Below are 20191 nucleotides of genomic sequence, written 5' to 3'. Positions count from 1 at the left end.
TTGCCTCCTCTTAGTTGCTGAGACCTGACTATGCCAATATTTTTTAAACTCCGGATTGGACGTTTTGGCAGATTAAGTTGAGCCTTCATTTATTTTCATATTGATAAAGGACCAGCTACCAATGAATGCAACTAGTTGCTAGTATATTCATCACGTAATCATTAGTAACATGGCACTGCAGTACGGGGGGGACGGGAGTGGCAGATGGAATATGCTGAAATCGAAAAGGAAGCGAGTGATCGCTTAGATACATACTTTATATCTGTATGGGAAGATTGCGACGCCTTTGTCGCCGATGGCATACGGGAGTTTCGAGATCGTTGGGCAAACTACACCGTACATTCAAGAAGAAAAGACCCTAGAAACCATTTGAAAGGTGTTCTGGCCCACAACAAGCTAGAAACAGATAAACTCCCTATTGGAGATCTCATCTTAGAAGTTCTCGATCCCAAGGTGTCGGCGTTCCTTAGCTCTCTTCCTGAGAGTCATTTTAATTTCTTTCCACATCCCTATCTGAATATTGATCGCTCACCCTTGCCACGTTCAAAAGCTAAATTGACCATGACAGAACGAGTCACACGTGAGATGTCTCTTAAATATGGCTCCAAATTTAAAGAAGATACTCCATTAACCAATCTAGTCATGATGATGGGATTTAAAAACGCTCATGATGTGATCAAACAGCAACTACGACATTTTGAGAATACTGAGCATCAATATCGGCCTATAGATTTTAGGTTTCAAGCAACCGTAGATAATCTGCTCGAACTATTATGGCTGCTTCACCTGACACCTACGCGATTTAAACAACATAGTGCCGACACCAAACTGAATGCACGACGAAAGCAAACCTACTGTGAGCTATGTGGCCAAAGAAATGAACTCGCAGAATATTTCTATAAGCTAGATAACAATATGCTAGATGATGAATATCAGATAGATGATCACAACGAAAAAAATCCTGACAACAAGAAAAAACTGCAGCTCAGCCACCGGTATTGCTCTCGCCATAAACCGAAAAACATTGATGGCCGCACTTGGAATTCGACATACAAAAGTGCTCTGAAATCAAAGGGCCAATTTGAGAAGGAATTACGACGATTGCAGCTTCACATTTTCAAAGTCGAACAGCTTAAAGCTGTATCAGGAGATGAACTAGTTGACCAGTATTTCTACCACTTCCTCCAAGATAAATGCGTAACGCAAAAGCAAGCTGACGCATTTTTCCATTACATTAGGAATAATTTCGAGTACCCGGTAGAGCTAAAGGGTGAAACAGAAAAACTCATTCATGCAGCAGCAGTGAGCTTAACTGGATCTGGTACAACTCTTGGAGCCAGTGATGAGGGAGCTTTACGTAATATAGCCCGAAGAATGGTCGATTCAAGACTTACTGACAATAAGAAAAAAATGCTCGCTCTGAAAAAGCAAGACCAAGACCTTAGTCAGAAAGCGATTGCTCAAAAACTAACTGAACTAGGTGGTAAAAAAATAACTCACCAAGCTGTATCTAAAGCTTTGGGAACGGTTCGTGACGAGTTTCTCTTATCAAGCTAGAAGAACTGGAAAAATTTAGCGGCTAAAATTTGACTCAGAAAAACTAAACTCATGGGGATAATTAAAAGTAAAAATTAACTCAAGCGGAAACTAAAACTAGTCTTAAATTATTAACAGTTTCTCTTTTGGATGTGTGCCTTCATGTGCTTGTTGTTAGCGTCTCTAGGGTAGTCCCAAAACTAACGTTATCAGGTTGAGTTCGCATTGTCTTTACTCTAGAATCATCGCCTTTCTAAGACTATTATATGCAATAGATTAAAGAGTTTTTAAGTAACTCAGTATCGGATGTAACCATGAATTACAAGCAACTAGCAAAAATGTTTACCAGCACAAACATAACTAAAGTTGCTCAAGGAGATCTGAGCCTTGTGCAAGACATTGCTAGTGACTTCCCTACACTATCCCATGTGCAAAGTCTTTCTGAATTATTTGAAGAAGCGTACAAACTCCTTTGTAAGCACTACCCTAATGAATATGTTATCAAAAACATTATTGCTAACAATATATTGTTAGGGACTCATTCAATGAACACCGCAAGCATGCTCAGTGAGTTGCGCATTGGCACCAACAAAGCGGACTGTGTAATCATTAATGGTTCTTCTACGTGCTACGAAATAAAAACTAAATTTGACTCCTTGAAGCGTCTTCCTGAGCAATTGTCATCTTACACATCCTCCTTTGATAAAACGTACGTTGTTACTCACGAAGCACATCTAAGTTCCTTGATTAAAATTCAAAAGGATATGCCCCGCTTTGGTATTTTAGTATCAAACAAAAGAAATCAGTTGAGTAAGAAAATAGAAGCTCCTCTAAATAAGAGCTTTGATGCAGAATTGATGTTTCATACTTTGAGGAAAGATGAGTATACCGACATTGCACTTAGAGTCACAGGATCTGTTCCCAATTGCCCGCAAACAGAATTGTTTAGCGAGTGTAAAGAAATTTTTTGTTCGCTGAATGAATCTGAAGCTAATGACCACTTCAAAAGAGTACTTAAGACATACCGTCGAAACGATCACAAATTCATCAGCAAACTACCAAAATCGATGAAAAATCTTGGCATAAGCTACAGCATTCACAAAAAAGACAAGGACAACATCATATCATCTCTACCCCAATGCAATCAGTTTAATAGTGAGGATTTTGATGTATTTTCCATATATGAGAGGGAAGCAGTTTGAGCTAGCGGCACTGAAAGAAGTAGCTCCGAGACTTAATTCAACCAAAGTTAGCCCTATAATTGAGCCAGTTAACGACAATATCGATCGGCTAAGCACTACGATCAAAGTACTAAACAATCATAATGTTGTACCGCATGTTATCGTAAATCCGCAAGTAGGTGATTTAGCAAGTGACTCACCGGACTTCCTCAACGTGGAATTATCTAAACATACCATATCTTTTATTCCATGCATAAGAGTACATAATCAAAATATCATACACATCAACACGTTAGTTCAACAACTAATCCACGATAGCGTTCCATTCTCTTTGTATCTACAAGAAGATATACAATCAAATATTACTACCTATACAAGTAACTCTGTTGCAAATATTATCCAGAACCTAAATAGATACTCGCACGCTTTCAGAAACTCATTACCACGTAGCGTAATTGTTGACAGCTCTTTTCCATCTCAACCAAGAAATGCGGACTATAGTAGAACACCGCAGTTTTTTTCAGATGCTCATGTGGCGTACACTACTCCCCTAATCCAACATCAAATCGGATTTGGAGATTTTTTAACGATTGATGATGCTTGGTCTACATCTGGCGGACCTGCTTTTGTTATCGCACTTCACATTACCTACATAGAACAATCAAATAGTAGTATGTACGTTAAACATAGCCTATCGACCAAAAGCCCAAATGATCAAAGTGACCCAGCAGGTAAGTTCAAAGAGGCTCTTCAGGAAATGATTAACTTTGCGAATATCACACCTAGCCTTGATCAAAACACACTTGGATTTCAAGAGTATATTAATATTCACACTAATGGGACGTATCACGGCTTAGGAGTACCTAAAAAGTTAAGCATGATGCACCATATTGAGACAATTAATAACTACCTTTAATTTGACTCAGTAAAATCCCTAAAAAGTACTGTAATAAGTGGGGCTCGATTCCCCACTCTACATTTACTCATTATTGGTAACAGCGTACTAAGTGGTCCACTCATCAATCATATCAGCCCAATCCTGTAGCATTGATGCACGTTGCTCTCGATATTCAGCTTTGTTGTAAACTGCCCTCACCCCTTTCTGTTCGTGCGCCAGGCATTTTTCTATCCAATCAGTGTTGTATCCAGCTTCATGCAGCAGTGTACTCGCTGTTCTACGTAGGTCATGCGGCCCAAACTTACTTAGTGACTGACCTTCCTTTTGCGCGGCCTTGTATGTCAAATCCATAACTCGGTTCATCGTCGCACTACTCATTGGAGCATCAGAGTCATAACGGGAAGGAAGAATGTAATCAGAACCACCGGCAAATGTCTTTAAGGCGATGAGAATGTCCATAGCCTGGCGTGACAAAAATACCAGGTGCGGGTTACGTCGTTTCATTCTCTCCTTGGGGATCGTCCACAACGCTTCACTAAAGTTAATTTCATTCCAGGTTGCATTGGTTAACTCGCTTTTGCGCACCATAGTCAACAACAGCAACTTTACCGAAGCACGAATCGAAGGAGTTGTACCTACCTTTTCCATGTAGCGGTACATCAAACCGATCTCAGCCGGCGTTAATGTTCGGTCTCTTGGTTCAAATCGAGCAATACTGGCGGGCCTCACCAAGTCTGCCGGGTTCTCAACTTTCTGCCCTCTCTCAATCGCCCATCGATACACCTGGAGTACAATGTCACGCGTATGCACAGCTGTTGCCGGTGCTCCACGCTCTACTATCGCATCCGTCAATGCTCGCAGATCTTCATGAGTGATTTCTGTCAGCTTCTGATTGCCAAATTTACCCTCTAACTCTCGGGCATAGACTGAGCGACGCATATCCCGGGTAGAGTCAGCCATCTGATAACCACGCAGCCATTTCTGAGCCCAGGCACCAAAAGTTTCAGCATCTTTGGTTCTCGCCTTAGCACGGGCTTTCTCTTTGGCCGGTGACTTTCCATCAGTAACCATTCTCTTCGCTTCATTGAGACGCTCACGCGCTTCAGCTAACGTGATGCCTCCTACTCCGTAGCGACCAAAGGTAATAGTTTCTTGTCTTCCATGGATCGAGTAGTTGTAGCGAAAGGAAATAGACCCTGCGGTGGTGACGGCAACATAGAGGCCATCACGGTCATTGACTTTGTAAAGTTTATCTTTGGGTTTGAGATTGCGTAGCTTGGTATCAGTAAGCATGTTTCGACCTATTATTCTTGTTTGATACCATGCTGAAAAACCTCTAAAAATCTAGAAATTAATCTTTATAAAACAGATAGATATAAAAGTTTAATACCATGCCCCATCAAAAACACTCAGCATGGTATCGGGCGTAATCCATGGCATTACCGATGAATCATACCCATCAAAATACCACGGTCAAACCGTGCTTGGCGTTGCCTGACATTGCCAAAAATGACTAAGCCAAAAACAAAAAAAGTCCGCAATTACGCGGACTTAAGTATGATTTAGTGCCTGTTAGTACCAGACGTTTCCGGTTGGGGAATTATTCCCACTCGATAGTCGCTGGTGGCTTACCAGAAATGTCGTAAACAACACGAGAAATGCCATCAACTTCGTTGATAATACGGTTAGATACCTTACCTAGGAAGTCGTATGGTAGGTGCGCCCAGTGTGCCGTCATAAAGTCGATGGTTTCTACTGCACGCAGTGATACAACCCAGTCGTATTTACGGCCATCGCCCATTACACCAACAGAACGTACTGGTAGGAATACCGTGAACGCTTGAGATACTTTGTCATATAGGTCTGCAGCGTGAAGCTCTTCAATAAAGATAGCATCAGCACGACGTAGCAAGTCACAGTATTCTTTCTTGATTTCACCAAGAACACGAACACCTAGACCTGGACCTGGGAATGGGTGGCGGTAAAGCATGTTATAAGGCAGGCCTAGCTCTAGACCAATCTTACGTACTTCATCTTTGAACAGCTCACGTAGTGGCTCAACAAGACCCATTTCCATGTCATCTGGAAGACCGCCCACGTTGTGGTGCGATTTGATCACGTGCGCTTTACCAGTCTTAGATGCAGCTGACTCGATTACATCAGGGTAAATCGTACCTTGAGCTAGCCATTTCGCGTTTTTCAGCTTCTTAGACTCTTCATCGAATACATCTACGAATACGTGACCGATAGTCTTACGCTTCTCTTCTGGGTCAGACTTGCCTTCAAGTGCTTTGAGGAAGCGTTCTTCAGCGTCAACTTTGATAATGTTCAAACCAAATTGGTCGCCGAACATATCCATAACTTGTTGACCTTCGTTTAGACGAAGTAGACCGTTATCAACAAATACACACGTTAGCTTGTCGCCGATTGCGCGGTGAACCAGCATCGCAACTACCGATGAATCAACACCACCAGATAGACCTAGGATAACTTCGTCGTCACCCACTTGCTCTTTAATACGAGCAACCGCATCTTCGATGATAGATTCCGATGTCCATAGACGCTCACAGCCACACACGCCAAGAACAAAGTTCTCAAGCATTTGTAGGCCACCTTTTGTGTGTGTCACTTCTGGGTGGAACTGAACACCGTAGTATTTCTTCTCTTCGTTCGCCATCGCAGCGTAAGGACAAGTGTCTGTCTCACCAACTTTTACGAAATCGGCTGGGATCTCTACTACTTTGTCGCCATGGCTCATCCAAACGTCTTGAGTTGCTTCAAGGTCTTTAAATAGAGCACATTCACCAGAAACTTTAACCTGAGCGTAGCCAAACTCACGTTCGTTAGAGCCCGCCACTTTGCCTCCTAGCTGTTCCGCCATGGTTTGCATGCCGTAACATACGCCAAGCAAAGGAACACCAGAATCAAACACATATTGAGGCGCGCGTGGAGAGTTCTCTTCCGTTACGCTTTCTGGACCGCCAGATAGGATAATGCCATCTGGGTTGAATTCGCGAATATCCGCTTCTTCTACATCCCAGCTCCATAGTTCACAGTAAACGCCGATTTCACGTACGCGGCGTGCTACTAATTGAGTGTACTGAGAACCGAAGTCCAAGATCAGAATACGTTGGTCATGGATATTTTTAGTCATTTTGAGCAGTCTTTTTAAGGCTAAGTGATTAAAACCGAGGCGAGTGTACTCGCCTCTTCTTAATGCTTCAAGGGAAAAGCAAACGTTTCCGTTGGGTAATTAGTTCCCTAGACGGTAGTTCGGCGCTTCCTTAGTAATTTGAACATCGTGTACATGAGACTCTTGCATACCTGCACCAGAGATACGTACAAATTCAGCTTTCGTACGCATATCTTCGATAGTTGCAGAACCAGTTAGACCCATGCTTGAACGTAGACCACCCATTTGTTGGTGTACGATCTCTTTTAGACGGCCTTTGTATGCGATACGACCTTCAATACCTTCTGGTACTAGCTTGTCCGCTGCGTTGTCAGACTGGAAGTAACGGTCAGAAGAACCTTGAGACATAGCACCAAGAGAACCCATGCCGCGGTAAGACTTGTAAGAACGGCCATTGTATAGAATTACTTCACCCGGCGCTTCTTCAGTACCAGCAAACATAGAACCAACCATCACACATGATGCGCCAGCTACGATTGCTTTACAGATATCACCTGAGAAACGGATACCACCGTCAGCAATAACCGGAATACCATAATCATTAGCCACTTCTGCCGCATCTGCGATTGCAGTGATTTGTGGAACCCCCACACCCGTTACAATACGAGTTGTACAGATAGAACCAGGGCCGATACCAACTTTCACTGCGCTTACGCCAGCTTCGATTAGTGCTTTAGCACCAGCACCTGTTGCTACGTTACCACCGATGATGTCTAGATCTGGGTAAGCTGCACGTGTTTCGCGAATGCGGTTTAGAACACCTTCAGAATGTCCGTGTGAAGAGTCGATAAGTAGAACGTCAACGCCTGCTTCAACTAGAGCAGCAACACGCTCTTCGTTACCAGCGCCAGCACCAACGGCTGCGCCAACACGTAGGCGACCACGCTCATCTTTACATGCGTTTGGTTTACGTTCTGCTTTGTGGAAGTCTTTCGCAGTAATCATACCGGTTAGTTGGAACTCATCATTCACAACCAATACTTTCTCTACACGAGCTTCGTGCATTTTCTCTTGCACTTCTTCTCGTGTTGCACCTTCTTTAACCGCTGCCAACTTCTCTTTTGGCGTCATTACTGAAGATACTTTCTTAGAAAGGTCCGTCACAAAACGAACGTCACGACCAGTGATAATACCAACAAGCTCATTGCTCTCAGTGACAACAGGGAAACCTGCAAAACCATGCTTTTCAGTGAGTGCAACAACATCAGCGATGGTCGCGTCAGGGTTTACAGTAACCGCGTCAGTTACCATACCAGCTTCGAACTTCTTAACTTTACGAACTTCGGCTGCCTGCTGCTCAATAGACATGTTCTTGTGGATAAAGCCAATGCCACCCTCTTGCGCTAGCGCAATTGCTAGACGAGCTTCTGTAACAGTGTCCATAGACGCTGAAATCATTGGGATGTTTAGGGTGATGTTCTTAGTTAGCTGAGTGCGAAGATCAGCTGTGTTTGGGAGAACGGTGGAGTGAGCTGGCACAAGTAGTACGTCATCGAATGTCAGCGCTTCTTTGGCAATTCTTAGCATTTGCAATATCTCACAATTAGAGGAGTAAAAAGAACAATCCAATCTCATCGTTTCGCATAATGAGGGTAACCTGCGTTAGCAACAAGCTACATTTGGATTAGATATTGCGGAGGGATTATACGGTTAACGCAATCGCTTGACCACAAATTTTTTTAATTTTTTTCTTGCAATTACCCCCTTGCTATGTATTATATTGCCGCTAATTTCCATACTCACGTCTAAGAGATTAGCTGTGCTCTCCAAGACCAATCAAAACATCTTTACTGTTTCTCGTCTCAACGCAGAAGTTCGTTTACTCCTTGAAAACGAAATGGGGATCGTTTGGCTCGTCGGAGAGATATCCAACTTTTCAGCTCCTGTCTCTGGTCACTGGTACCTCACTCTTAAAGACTCTCGCGCTCAAGTTAAATGTGCCATGTTTCGTGGTAACAATCGCCGCGTTACTTTCAAACCCGCTAACGGTAATCAAGTCCTAGTAAAAGCTCGTCTTTCTCTTTATGAGCCTCGCGGTGACTACCAATTGATCATCGAAAGCATGCAACCGGAAGGTGACGGCCGTCTTCAGCAAGAGTTTGAAGAGCTGAAAATGAAGCTTGCCGCAGAAGGGTTGTTCGCTCAAACCAATAAGCAACCTTTGCCTGAACACCCAAAACGTGTTGGCGTCATCACATCGAAAACTGGTGCCGCGCTTTACGATATCTTAGACGTATTGAAACGTCGTGATCCTTCCCTACCCGTTGTGATTTATCCGACAGTGGTACAAGGTGAAGATGCAGCCATTCAAATCGCACAAGCCATTGGTCGCGCTAACAGCCGTGATGAATGTGATGTGCTAATTGTGGGCCGAGGTGGTGGTTCATTGGAAGACTTATGGTGCTTTAACAACGAGATATTAGCTCGCACGATTGCAGCAAGCCAAATTCCTATTATTAGCGCCGTTGGACATGAAGTCGACGTGACAATAGCTGATTTTGTCGCCGACGTACGCGCGCCTACTCCATCAGCAGCAGCTGAGCTAGTAAGCCGTGATAACAGCCACAAAGATCAAGCTTTAGTTACCCGCCAGCATAAGTTAGCGAGCGCGATGCGTTACTACCTAGCACAACAAAAGCAGCAATCTGCGCAATTAGTGCACCGTCTAGAGAGACAGCACCCAAGCTATCGCTTGCAGCGTCAGACGCAACAGTTAGATGAGTTGGACATGCGCTTAAAGCGAGCGATGAGTCGTTTTATTGCCTTGCGTCAACAGCGAATCGAGCGTCAACATTATCGGCTGCAATTAAATTCTCCTGTAACACGCCTTGCCGAGCAGAAGTCGAAGCTAGAACGTGTTGAGCAAAAGCTCATGGATGCAATGGATCGCAAATTACTGACTATGCGCCATCAACTCGCGATTGCCGCAGAAAAGTTAGACACCGTCAGCCCACTAGCGACATTGAAACGAGGTTACTCAATTACTCAAACTGAGCAAGGTAAAGTGATTACTCAATCTTCAGATGTAAAATCGGGAGATGTATTGATTACTCGATTAGCCGAAGGCGACGTTCGCTCTACCGTTAACTGAATACAAACTCTGGTTAACTGATTTTCTGGAACTCAAATCGGACACGTGATTTTGACTTGAGTTCATTACACACATTGCAAAAGTAACTCGCAGCACCGCATGCTTGCAGCTTCTCCAGCTCCGCCTCACAATCAGGGCAAAAACCTACTTTTTTAAAATCCGATTCACACTGTTCACAATGGTATTGTCCTGTCCATTCCAGTTCGACATTGCAAGTCGGGCAAATGTTCTGCTGCATATCCCGTTCCTCTCTCTAAACTAAGCAATTTCGAGTAACGCATGCTACTCAAAATAACGAACAAGTATGTTGATCTTCATCACCGCCCTAACAAGTTTCACGAGGCGATAACCATACTTGATACGTAGGATCTTATACTGATCGTCTGATATTTACTCCTTGATCAGCGATCACCCCTTAAAAGAATATTTATATAACCACACACCGAAAGCATAAGTTACATATTCTGCATTCCAATTTAAGGCAGAATAAAAAACCTTATAGTAATTTAATTAAACGAAAAATTAGAATTTAATAAAAAGATCTTATTCAGAAAGCAGTGTTTACATTGGTGTGCATTTCGATAGTTTGAGCGTCGAGCTCAACGAGTTTAACTTGGATAAAAGCAAACTCATTTAAATGGCTCGCATGCGTTCCACCACAAGGGATTACCGCTAATTGACCTTCCCCTAAATCGCACTTCCAATAGCGAGAATCCGTTAATCTATCGCCGTGGCATTCCATGGTGATCATCGCATCTCTTTGAAGCCATTCAACCAGTTGGCCATTCACTTTTTCTGCAATCGCCTGGAGGTCATTCAGCATATCTGCACTGTTTAATCCTCTTTTACGGAGTGTTTTGCCTAAACGGTACGTATCGAGGCACTTGTCTGGAGTGACATAACTAGTAACTTGCGCATAGCTATTAAAGTCATAATAACCATGTGGGTCTTTGCGGTCTGCGTCTTTTCGCCAATAGTCTTCCGATAGTACTTTATTCAACGCCAAATACGCTAAGTGTCCTGCAGTGTGGCCTCGACTCACAGCATTTTGATAGTCTTTATCTACCGCTAATGTTACCAAGTCATTAATTGCAAATGATTCCGTACGTGATAAAACATGCACGACGACAAACACCCAACCTTCAGCATCACGCTTTACAGGGATGTCACTACCCACATACAAAGCACCACTTTCCTGTTCCACTGCTCCAACTTGGCAATCTACCACGTCATGCTCAGCCCCATTCACCTTCAACGTTCCTTTGTCTGCAGGGTGATCCGGCCATATGTGACTAACGGGATGGAACGGCGTGACATCTGTAATAACGTAAGTCACTTCTTCCGTAGATTGAACGCGCTGTATTTGTGCTTCTAATTGCCATGTTTGATGACAAAAACGAGTCTTTGTTGCTGTGATAGTCATTTTTACGATTACTTTTGATAAAAAAATACCCAAGTAGAAACTTGGGTATTCGAATTTCATTATTTATTGCGGTTTTTCACCATCGACATCATACGCTTACGTTTACGCTCTTGTGATAGCGTAAGCTTATTCGTACGGTTCTCGTATGGGTTATCACTGTTGTGGAAGTTAATGCGAATCGGTGTTCCCATAATTTCCAGAGACTTACGGAAGTAGTTCATCAGATAACGTTTATACGAATCTGGCAATTCACGAACCATGTTACCGTGGATAACAACGATCGGTGGGTTGTAACCACCTGCGTGTGCGTATTTGAGTTTGATACGACGACCACGAACCATTGGCGGTTGGTGATCATCCACAGCCATCTTCATGATACGCGTCAGTACTGACGTACCCACACGCGTTGTCGCCGAGTTATATGCTTCTTGAATAGATTCAAACAAGTGACCAACGCCAGTACCGTGCAGCGCAGAAATAAAGTGGATACGCGCGAAATCGACGAATCCTAAACGGCGGTCCAGTTCTTTCTTCACGCTTTCTTTCACGTCACTGTCTAGACCATCCCACTTGTTAACGGCGATGACAATTGAGCGGCCAGCATTCAGTGCAAAACCAAGTAAGCTTAGGTCTTGGTCTGAAATATTTTCACGAGCATCAATCACCAGTAGAACGACGTTTGCATCTTCTACCGCTTTCAGCGTCTTAACAACAGAGAACTTTTCAACCGTTTCATTGATACGACCACGACGACGAACACCTGCGGTATCAATTAGTACGTATTCGCGTCCATCACGCTCCATCGGGATGTAGATAGAATCGCGCGTTGTACCTGGCATATCGTATACAACTACACGTTCTTCACCCAGAATACGGTTAGTCAGTGTCGATTTGCCTACGTTAGGACGACCGATGATCGCCAACTTAATCGGCTGCTCTTGAAGGCGCTTGAACTCTGCTTCTGCGTCTTCTTCAGTGTAATCTTCAACAAGAGGCTCTTCGTCTTCGAATCCAGTCAGGTCTTCAATCTCACCTTCTTCAGATTCACTTGTTAGTAGATCATCAAAGAATGGAGATAAAGCACGCTCAAGCAAAGCGGTCACACCACGGCCATGAGCGGCCGCAATCTGGTACATATCATCCACGCCGAGCTGCCAAAAGTCAGCACACGCCGCATCGGCATCAATACCATCGATTTTGTTTACTACCAGCATCGCTGGCTTTTCAATTTTACGCAGATGCGCCGCAATTGCTTCATCTGAAGGTGTCAGACCAGCACGACCGTCAACAAGGAACAATACAACATCAGCCTCATCAATCGCGGCTAATGACTGTTCTGCCATCTTTGTTTCCACGCCTTCTTCTGTGCCATCGATACCACCAGTATCAATCACAATGAATTCGTGCTCTTCACCAAGTCTCGCCTGGCCATATTTACGGTCTCGCGTTAGGCCTGGAAAGTCCGCAACCAACGCGTCACGAGTGCGAGTCAATCGGTTAAATAGTGTAGATTTACCTACGTTCGGACGCCCTACTAGAGCTACAACAGGTACCATAACAACCTCTACAATAATCTTTCTTCTGTAGTTATAGGTAACGACTTGCTCGATGCCAAATCAAACCAGCTTTTTACCTATAACCACGTCAGGGTTAATAAATTCAAACAACAAAACGGCTCCTAGCTGTCACCAGCCAGGAGCCGAATGTGAATTATATCACGATATTATTCGTTAATGGTTAGTTTCTTTACATCGCCGTTGCGAGTTGTAATCACATAACCATCCGACAATAACGTCGGGCCAACTGCCAAGCCACTATCATCGACAAACTGCTGCGCAACAAATTCGCCCGTTGAACGATCCATCCAGTGAAGGTAACCAAGCGTGTCACCGACAACGAGATAATTGCCAACAATAACTGGCGCTGTAAGTTGTCGGTGCTCAAGCAAGCTGTTTTCCCACAACTCAGTCCCGCTTCGTGAATCAACGGCAACAACATGATCTTTTTCCGTTATCACAAAGATGCGACTACCATCTGTAGAAATGTCTGTCGCAGATGAGTAATTACGCTTCCAAATCGGGTTCGCTGAACGCAAGTCAATGGCGATAAGTTGACCATTGTATCCAATGGTGAAAAGAGTACCGCCTAGCACAATTGGCGATGAATCAACGTCAACCAAACGATCAATTTCTGTCGCGCCTTTTGGAGTACCAACAGGCTGTTGCCAAATCAACTGACCACGCTCAACGATAGCAGCTGCGAGTCGGCCATTTGCCGTTCCCCAAAATACACCGCCGCCAATTGCAGTCGGAGTACTGTCGCCACGTAAAGTTAAGTTCGGCACTTCTGTACTCAATGCCCAGCGTTGCTCACCTGTACTCTCATTAAGGGCAATCAACATGCCTCGGCTAGTATTGATGATAATAAGGCCTGAATCTGCAACTGGCTTCGCCAGTACCTCACCACCAACTTTTACACGCCAAACAATTTCACCTGTTTCTTGGTCAAGAGAGATGACTTCACCATTCTCAGAGCCAATGTAGAGGTTTCCGTATGCCGCTGTGATACCACCAGAGAGACGAGCAATGACATCTTCTTCTAGGTCCGTTTGCCAACGTTGTTTACCATTCTCAGGATCCAGCGCTTTTACTAAGCCATCACGACTTGCCACGAACAATGTATCATTCGCAAATACAGGGGATAGCTTTGAAAAGTAATGACCGACACCATCGCCAACCGATGTGCTCCACTCACTACTGGTTGTAAACTGACTGTCTACCTGAGGTAGTGGCGCCATTACAATGGTGTCTTTCTCACCTGCACAACCGGCAAGTACTCCCATTGTTAACGCCCCTAGCAAGGCTTTCTTAAAGACTCTTTTCATCCAATGCGGTCCTTATTTCGCCAGATCGTCCAATTTCATTTGTAGTGTCGGGCTTGCATCTGCCGCTTGCTGAGCTTCAGTATACGCAGCGTACGCAGCATCTTTGTCACCTTGGCGAATCGCAATATCGCCACGAAGTTCAGCAATACGACCTGTCCATGCTGTATCAGTGACGTTACTTAGCTCTGCCGTTGCAGCGTCGAAGTTACCCATTTCCGTCTCAATACGCGCAATGCGGTAACTAATCAATGGTAACAACGCAGCATCTTGAGTGTTGCTTTGCGCCCACTTCAGTTGCTCCAATGCAGCAGAAAGGTCTTGAGCTTCAACTTGTGCTTTAGCAAGTTGTAGCGCAGCCAATACTGAGTATTCTTTTACTTCATTTGACTCAATGAAAGCTTTCACGTCAGCTTGAGCATCAGTGCCTTTGTCTTGCAAAGCATTCATTGCTGTCGTGTAGCTTTGAGAAGCTGCTTCACTCGCCTGAATCACAGAATCCTGGTAGTAACGCCAGCCGAATAGACCACCTAAACCAACAACCGCACCGATGATGACGGCTTTGCCGTTTTCCTTCCACCAGTCTTTAATGGCTTCAACTTGTTGTTCTTCAGTATCGTAAAGTTCCACTTCCTGTCCTCTTAAAACATGTAAATGGCAGCTTAGCTGCCATTGTTCCTATTTCGTTTAAAGGCTCCACATTTGGGAGCCTTAGCTTACGAACTAGGATGTAATTTTGTTAGATTACTAAAAGACTTAAATCAGTGCTGCGATCTTTTCTGCAACTTCTGCTTGGTTGTAAGTCTCTTGCTCACCACCAGCTAAGTCTTTCAGTACTACGGTATTATCCGCAACTTCGTTTTCGCCCAGAACCAATGCTACAACAGCACCAACTTTGTCTGCGCGTTTAAACTGTTTCTTGAAGTTACCGCCACCGAAGTGATTCATCACACGAACGCCTGGAACAGACTCGCGAAGCTGTTCTGCTAGCTTCATTCCTGCCATCATGGTGCCTTCACCCGCTGTGACTACGTACACGTCAACACTGCGACGAACGTCTGTCAGTTCCAACGTTTCTAGCATCAGTACTAGACGCTCTAGGCCCATTGCAAAGCCAACCGCTGGTGTTGGTTTACCACCTAATTGCTCTACAAGGCCATCGTAACGACCACCGCCACATACAGTGCCTTGAGCACCTAGGCTCTCAGTGATCCACTCAAATACCGTGCGATTGTAGTAATCCAGACCACGAACTAGACGTTCGTTAACTGTGTATTTGATACCTGCAGCGTCTAAAAGTTCACATAGACCTGCGAAGTGTGCTTTAGACTCTTCACCCAAGTAATCTGAAAGGCGAGGCGCATCACCTAAAATAGCTTGAACGTCTGGGTTCTTCGTATCCAGAACACGCAGTGGGTTCGTGTGCATGCGACGCTTACAATCTTCATCTAGCACATCAATATGTTGCTCAAGGAATGCAACCAGTGCAGTACGGTAGTCTGCGCGGTCTTCTTGAGAACCGATAGAGTTCAGCTCAAGACGAACATGTTCATTGATACCTAGCTCACGCCATAGACGCGCCGTCATCATGATAAGCTCTGCATCAACATCTGGACCATTTAGACCAAACACCTCAACACCACACTGGTGGAATTGACGGTAACGACCTTTCTGCGGACGTTCATGGCGGAACATAGGCCCCATGTACCACAGACGCTGTTCATCACGGTTGATCAGGCTGTTTTGGATACATGAACGTACACAACCCGCCGTACCTTCTGGGCGAAGTGTTAGGCTGTCGCCGTTACGGTCATCAAAAGTGTACATTTCTTTTGAAACGACGTCTGTTTCTTCACCAACAGCGCGGCTGAATAGGTTTGTTTCTTCAACGATTGGCATGCGCACTTCGTTATAACCGTATGCGCTAATTACATTTTTCACTGTGTTTTCTAATTTTTGCCACAGTGGCGACTGAGTTGGGAGGCAATCGTTCATGCCTCGAATTGCTTGAATTGTTTTTGCCACAATACTTACCGTAATTCTCGTTGAGATTAATCTTGTACTTTAACTTCGATGCGGTTTTCGCCATTCATCATAGCTGCTTTCGCACGGATCTTAGCTTCTAGCTTATTCACAAGGTCATCGTTATCAAAGCGCTCTTTCTGGCGTTTACCATCTTCGTAGAATGCGCTCTTCTTGTTACTACCTGCTAGACCTAAGTGAGAAACTTCTGCTTCACCAGGGCCGTTTACCACACAACCGATGATAGACACATCCATTGGCGTGATGATGTCTTCTAAACGTTGCTCCAGTGCATTCACCGTACCAATCACATCGAATTCTTGGCGTGAGCAGCTTGGGCACGCAATAAAGTTGATGCCTCGAGAGCGAATGCGCAGAGATTTAAGGATGTCGAAACCGACTTTGATTTCTTCAACTGGATCGGCAGCCAAAGAGATACGCAGCGTATCGCCTATCCCTTCAGATAACAGCATACCTAAGCCAACAGATGACTTAACAGCGCCAGCTCGAGCACCACCCGCCTCTGTGATACCTAAATGAAGAGGCTGATCGATTTTCTTCGCCAGCAGACGATATGAATCCACCGCAAGAAAAACGTCTGAAGCTTTCACGCTAACTTTAAATTGGTCAAAGTTAAGACGATCGAGATGATCTACGTGACGCATCGCCGATTCAACCAAGGCTTCTGGCGTAGGCTCACCGTATTTCATCTGTAGGTCTTTTTCCAAAGATCCACCATTGACACCAATACGGATCGGGATATTTTTATCGCGAGCGCAATCAACAACGGCGCGAATGCGCTCTTCATTGCCGATGTTACCTGGGTTGATACGTAAACAGTCAACTCCGTACTCCGCAACTTTCAGCGCGATACGATAGTCGAAATGAATATCAGCCACTAATGGTACAGAAACTTGCTGTTTAATCAGTTTGAAAGCTTCTGCTGCGTCCATCGTAGGTACAGAAACTCGAACGATATCTGCGCCGACTTTTTCTAGTGCTCGGATTTGAGCGACTGTCGCTTCTACGTCAGTCGTGCGAGTGTTAGTCATTGACTGTACTGCAATTGGCGCACCATCACCAATTGGCACATCACCCACATAAATACGCGTCGATTTACGACGAATAATTGGAGATTCGTGTTGCATAATTTTTTATAACGGTAGAGTGAATCTAGCTACTTTGCCTGAAGTATACCCAGAAAGGTCGACAGGTTCACTTGCAAATGTCATTGTAACCCCTTCCGGTGCGCCCAATATCACTTTAAATGGCGCTTTTCCGGTAAGTTCTACATCTTGTCCTGGCTTATGAGTACCACTTACCAGCGTTTTACCATTGGTGTCTTTTACTTGAATCCAACAGTCCGCTTTAAACTTCATAGTAAGAAGTGTCATGCCTTCAGGTACTACTGGCGCAGGCTGTTCCGCTTCCGCCGCTTCAATCACGGCAACAGGTTCTTCAGAATCTACGCTTGTTGTATTTTCAGTTTCAGTCAGCAAAGGATCCGCCCCTTGCTCAACGGGTGCTTCAGTCGATTCAGCAACGCCTTCATTAGTTGAAGCAACTTCTTCAGGAGTGCTTGCGATTAACTCTTCAGCCGTCATCAAATCGATATCAGCTAATTCTTGAGCAGTGGGCTGCGGCGCTTCAACACTTGAATCCGTTACTTCCTTAGTTAGGCTATTCTCTTGTTGGTTTTGCCACCACCATGCCGCTGAAATGCCAATAATGACCAGCCCGATAACCCAAGTAAGGAGCATAATACGGCTATTGTGCTTCTCGTCTTTTGTTTTACGAGAGAAGCTTTGCATTTCAATTTCTTGCTCTTGAGGCTGAGCATCGGCAGTCTGCTCTAACGCCGTCAAAACCACCTTCTCATCAAGACCTACGAATTTAGCGTAAGAGCGTAAGTAACCACGCGTAAATGTCGCAACTTGTTGAGATTCAAATCGGTTATTTTCAATATCTTCAATCACAGAAATGCGAAGCCTCAGGCGATCGGCAACTTGCTTTTGGCTCATTCCCAAGGATTCACGTTTGTTTTTCAGTAATGTGCCAGCTTCAATAGAGAGTGGCACTTCATTCGTATTTTCGTGTTCTGTCATAATGGCGGTATTTAATCTGTTTTAGTGGCTAACGTGGTCATGTATTTTCGTTATTGTTCTTAAGCCTCTTTAAAGATAGCTAGCCTAAACGCGTTAACCAAAAATAATAATTTTAAGAAACTCTCAGCGATCTGAGTGCGAATACCCGTTTTGCAAAAATCAGCAAAACGTATGTGAGAAAGTGCTGAGAATTATCGGTGTCATCGTTAGTGTTACATATCATGATAAGCGAATGCGCAACGAAGACAAAAACTCTTTACACTCAAACTAACAGATAGCTCAAGCTTTTGTCCAAACTTTGACAAAGGAATTCGAAATTATACCCAAATAACCTTAGGTTGCAGAGTGATAGTCCCAAATCTTGGCGAAAATGTCCTAAACAATAAACAAAATAGCCAGAGCGAATGGCTCTGGCTATTTTTGAATTCCGGTCGTTTATACAGCTTTCACTTCAATGGTATCGGCACCGCGTGACGCTTTCAGCATTGCCGTACGTTTAGTTCGGTCAATTACATCACCGACCAACTGACCACATGCGGCATCAATGTCATCACCACGTGTTTTACGAACCGTAACTGTGTGCTCGTATTGCATCAATGTTTTTTGGAAGCGATCAATACGTGAGTTACTTGGTTTCTTGTAAGGTGAACCTGGGTACGGGTTAAACGGAATCAAGTTAATCTTACATGGTGTGTCTTTCATCAATTCAGCCAGCTCGCGTGCATGGTCCATGTCATCGTTCACATGATCAAGCAACACGTACTCGACTGTTACCTTGCCACGGTTTGCATTCGATGAAGCAATGTAACGACGAACGGATGCTAGGAAATCTTGAATATCCCAACGATCGTTAATTGGCATGATTTCACTACGCAGCTTATCGTTTGGCGCATGAAGAGAGATCGCCAACGCAACGTCGATTTTGCCCGTCATCTGATCAAGACCAGAAACCACACCTGATGTTGATACGGTTACGCGACGCTTCGACAAACCAAAGCCAAGGTCATCCAACATTAACTCTAGTGCTGGAATCAAGTTCTTCATATTAAGAAGCGGCTCACCCATACCCATCATCACGACGTTCGTAATTGGGCGACGGCCTGTTTCTTTCTCAAGACCAATTTCACGTGCAGCACGCCAAACCTGGCCGATGATCTCTGAAACTTTCAAGTTACGGTTAAAACCCTGCTGTGCTGTTGAGCAGAACTTACATTCCAATGCACAACCTACTTGAGAAGATACACAAAGCGTTGCGCGATCATCTTCTGGAATGTAAACCGTTTCTACATCCTGATCACCAACCTTCATTGCCCACTTGATCGTGCCGTCTGAAGAATGCTGAGCTTCTGCTACAGTTGGTGCTTTAATTTCACACTTGTGTAAAAGCTTTTCGCGCAGCTTCTTGTTGATGTTTGTCATTTTTTCGAAGTCATCTACACCGAAATGGTAGATCCACTTCATAACCTGATCGGCACGAAACGCTTTCTCGCCAAGTTCTTCCGCGAAAAACTGACGCATGCCTTTGCGATCAAAGTCGAGTAGATTGATTTTTTCAGTGGTCATGTTGCCTCTCAATGACTGAAACAAGAATAAGGGCGCGAATTGTACAGCCTTTATGCAGCTACAACAAGGGGTGTAAGACCCTGAGTTTGCTAAGGCATTAAAATAAAAACGATTAAATTTTAATCAGACTTTACGGTGAGAATAATGATTAGACAACCGACAACAAAAGCGTAGAAGTGGTACAGAGAAAACAGTGAGAACAAACACACGTAACTAAGCTTTCACCTCTGTAAAATGCTCAGATTAGCCAATATCTTCGCGAATAATTACGAATGAACTCGCCGGTGAAATGGAGAAT

At 44.3% G+C, this 20191-nt stretch carries 16 protein-coding genes; 4 read left to right on the top strand and 12 right to left on the bottom strand.

Features of this window, described 5'->3' with window-relative positions; all coding sequences use genetic code 11:
• The first annotated feature begins 204 nt into the window (after positions 1 to 204).
• The 3 genes from R7O03_RS08895 to R7O03_RS08885 all read left to right on the top strand — a co-directional run bounded on the left by R7O03_RS08895 (position 205) and on the right by R7O03_RS08885 (position 3633).
• Positions 205 to 1557 (top strand): hypothetical protein, encoded by a 1353-nt coding sequence (locus R7O03_RS08895; RefSeq protein WP_108745027.1) that lies wholly within the window; start codon positions 205 to 207, stop codon positions 1555 to 1557.
• 293 nt (positions 1558 to 1850) lie between these two features.
• Positions 1851 to 2738, top strand: a complete 888-nt coding sequence (locus tag R7O03_RS08890; protein WP_017633905.1) for a sce7726 family protein — start codon at positions 1851 to 1853, stop codon at positions 2736 to 2738.
• Positions 2704 to 3633 (top strand): sce7725 family protein, encoded by a 930-nt coding sequence (locus R7O03_RS08885; RefSeq protein ID WP_017633906.1) that lies wholly within the window; start codon positions 2704 to 2706, stop codon positions 3631 to 3633. The genes R7O03_RS08890 and R7O03_RS08885 overlap by 35 nt, the downstream gene beginning before the upstream one ends.
• Positions 3634 to 3720: 87 nt before the next feature.
• Here R7O03_RS08885 and R7O03_RS08880 read toward each other — a convergent pair whose 3' ends face one another.
• The 3 genes from R7O03_RS08880 to guaB form a co-directional block, all read right to left on the bottom strand.
• Positions 3721 to 4908, bottom strand: coding sequence for a tyrosine-type recombinase/integrase (locus R7O03_RS08880; RefSeq protein ID WP_108745028.1), 1188 nt, complete (start codon positions 4906 to 4908; stop codon positions 3721 to 3723).
• 307 nt (positions 4909 to 5215) lie between these two features.
• Positions 5216 to 6769 (bottom strand): glutamine-hydrolyzing GMP synthase, encoded by a 1554-nt coding sequence (gene guaA, locus R7O03_RS08875; RefSeq protein WP_005383721.1) that lies wholly within the window; start codon positions 6767 to 6769, stop codon positions 5216 to 5218.
• A 99-nt stretch (positions 6770 to 6868) separates the two neighbouring features.
• Positions 6869 to 8335, bottom strand: coding sequence for an IMP dehydrogenase (gene guaB / locus R7O03_RS08870; RefSeq protein WP_042521181.1), 1467 nt, complete (start codon positions 8333 to 8335; stop codon positions 6869 to 6871).
• A 232-nt stretch (positions 8336 to 8567) separates the two neighbouring features.
• Here guaB and xseA point away from each other — a divergent pair, with 232 nt between their 5' ends.
• The gene (gene xseA / locus R7O03_RS08865; RefSeq protein ID WP_258514761.1) at positions 8568 to 9899 is read left to right on the top strand and encodes an exodeoxyribonuclease VII large subunit; all 1332 of its coding nucleotides are present in this window, start codon (positions 8568 to 8570) and stop codon (positions 9897 to 9899) included.
• A gap of 13 nt (positions 9900 to 9912) precedes the next feature.
• Here xseA and R7O03_RS08860 read toward each other — a convergent pair whose 3' ends face one another.
• The 9 genes from R7O03_RS08860 to R7O03_RS08820 all read right to left on the bottom strand — a co-directional run bounded on the left by R7O03_RS08860 (position 9913) and on the right by R7O03_RS08820 (position 19893).
• Positions 9913 to 10137, bottom strand: coding sequence for a zinc ribbon domain-containing protein (locus R7O03_RS08860; protein ID WP_031780210.1), 225 nt, complete (start codon positions 10135 to 10137; stop codon positions 9913 to 9915).
• Between the two features lie 309 nt (positions 10138 to 10446).
• Positions 10447 to 11322: an alanyl-tRNA editing protein gene (locus tag R7O03_RS08855; RefSeq protein ID WP_318131683.1), complete on the bottom strand. Its 876-nt coding sequence runs from the start codon at positions 11320 to 11322 to the stop codon at positions 10447 to 10449.
• 59 nt (positions 11323 to 11381) lie between these two features.
• Positions 11382 to 12878, bottom strand: a complete 1497-nt coding sequence (gene der, locus R7O03_RS08850) for a ribosome biogenesis GTPase Der (protein WP_017820569.1) — start codon at positions 12876 to 12878, stop codon at positions 11382 to 11384.
• 167 nt (positions 12879 to 13045) lie between these two features.
• On the bottom strand, positions 13046 to 14206 hold the full coding sequence (bamB, locus tag R7O03_RS08845; protein ID WP_005381696.1) for an outer membrane protein assembly factor BamB: 1161 nt from the start codon (positions 14204 to 14206) through the stop codon (positions 13046 to 13048).
• A 12-nt stretch (positions 14207 to 14218) separates the two neighbouring features.
• On the bottom strand, positions 14219 to 14833 hold the full coding sequence (locus R7O03_RS08840; protein ID WP_005381697.1) for a YfgM family protein: 615 nt from the start codon (positions 14831 to 14833) through the stop codon (positions 14219 to 14221).
• 126 nt (positions 14834 to 14959) lie between these two features.
• Entirely contained in the window at positions 14960 to 16228 is a 1269-nt protein-coding gene (gene hisS, locus R7O03_RS08835) for a histidine--tRNA ligase (protein WP_005381698.1), read from the bottom strand.
• Between the two features lie 26 nt (positions 16229 to 16254).
• Positions 16255 to 17373: a flavodoxin-dependent (E)-4-hydroxy-3-methylbut-2-enyl-diphosphate synthase gene (gene ispG, locus R7O03_RS08830; RefSeq protein ID WP_005381699.1), complete on the bottom strand. Its 1119-nt coding sequence runs from the start codon at positions 17371 to 17373 to the stop codon at positions 16255 to 16257.
• Between the two features lie 6 nt (positions 17374 to 17379).
• The gene (gene rodZ, locus R7O03_RS08825) at positions 17380 to 18330 is read right to left on the bottom strand and encodes a cytoskeleton protein RodZ (RefSeq protein ID WP_318131669.1); all 951 of its coding nucleotides are present in this window, start codon (positions 18328 to 18330) and stop codon (positions 17380 to 17382) included.
• A 435-nt stretch (positions 18331 to 18765) separates the two neighbouring features.
• Positions 18766 to 19893, bottom strand: a complete 1128-nt coding sequence (locus tag R7O03_RS08820; RefSeq protein ID WP_017633913.1) for a bifunctional tRNA (adenosine(37)-C2)-methyltransferase TrmG/ribosomal RNA large subunit methyltransferase RlmN — start codon at positions 19891 to 19893, stop codon at positions 18766 to 18768.
• Positions 19894 to 20191: the final 298 nt, after the last annotated feature.

The organism is Vibrio sp. Vb2960, assembly GCF_033337665.1.
Taxonomy (GTDB): Bacteria; Pseudomonadota; Gammaproteobacteria; order Enterobacterales; family Vibrionaceae; genus Vibrio; species Vibrio alginolyticus.
This window is presented reverse-complemented; position numbering and strand designations above follow the sequence as displayed.

What these genes read in the sequence shown, in the direction of transcription:
- guaB (WP_042521181.1), bottom strand. Translation starts at nt 8,335, where the DNA reads ATGCTAAGAATTGCCAAAGAAGCGCTGACATTCGATGACGTACTACTT.
- R7O03_RS08855 (WP_318131683.1), bottom strand. Translation starts at nt 11,322, where the DNA reads ATGACTATCACAGCAACAAAGACTCGTTTTTGTCATCAAACATGGCAA.
- R7O03_RS08885 (WP_017633906.1), top strand. Translation starts at nt 2,704, where the DNA reads ATGTATTTTCCATATATGAGAGGGAAGCAGTTTGAGCTAGCGGCACTG.
- R7O03_RS08880 (WP_108745028.1), bottom strand. Translation starts at nt 4,908, where the DNA reads ATGCTTACTGATACCAAGCTACGCAATCTCAAACCCAAAGATAAACTT.
- ispG (WP_005381699.1), bottom strand. Translation starts at nt 17,373, where the DNA reads ATGCAACACGAATCTCCAATTATTCGTCGTAAATCGACGCGTATTTAT.
- R7O03_RS08820 (WP_017633913.1), bottom strand. Translation starts at nt 19,893, where the DNA reads ATGACCACTGAAAAAATCAATCTACTCGACTTTGATCGCAAAGGCATG.
- R7O03_RS08860 (WP_031780210.1), bottom strand. Translation starts at nt 10,137, where the DNA reads ATGCAGCAGAACATTTGCCCGACTTGCAATGTCGAACTGGAATGGACA.
- R7O03_RS08895 (WP_108745027.1), top strand. Translation starts at nt 205, where the DNA reads ATGGAATATGCTGAAATCGAAAAGGAAGCGAGTGATCGCTTAGATACA.
- bamB (WP_005381696.1), bottom strand. Translation starts at nt 14,206, where the DNA reads ATGAAAAGAGTCTTTAAGAAAGCCTTGCTAGGGGCGTTAACAATGGGA.
- rodZ (WP_318131669.1), bottom strand. Translation starts at nt 18,330, where the DNA reads ATGACAGAACACGAAAATACGAATGAAGTGCCACTCTCTATTGAAGCT.
- R7O03_RS08890 (WP_017633905.1), top strand. Translation starts at nt 1,851, where the DNA reads ATGAATTACAAGCAACTAGCAAAAATGTTTACCAGCACAAACATAACT.
- der (WP_017820569.1), bottom strand. Translation starts at nt 12,878, where the DNA reads ATGGTACCTGTTGTAGCTCTAGTAGGGCGTCCGAACGTAGGTAAATCT.
- guaA (WP_005383721.1), bottom strand. Translation starts at nt 6,769, where the DNA reads ATGACTAAAAATATCCATGACCAACGTATTCTGATCTTGGACTTCGGT.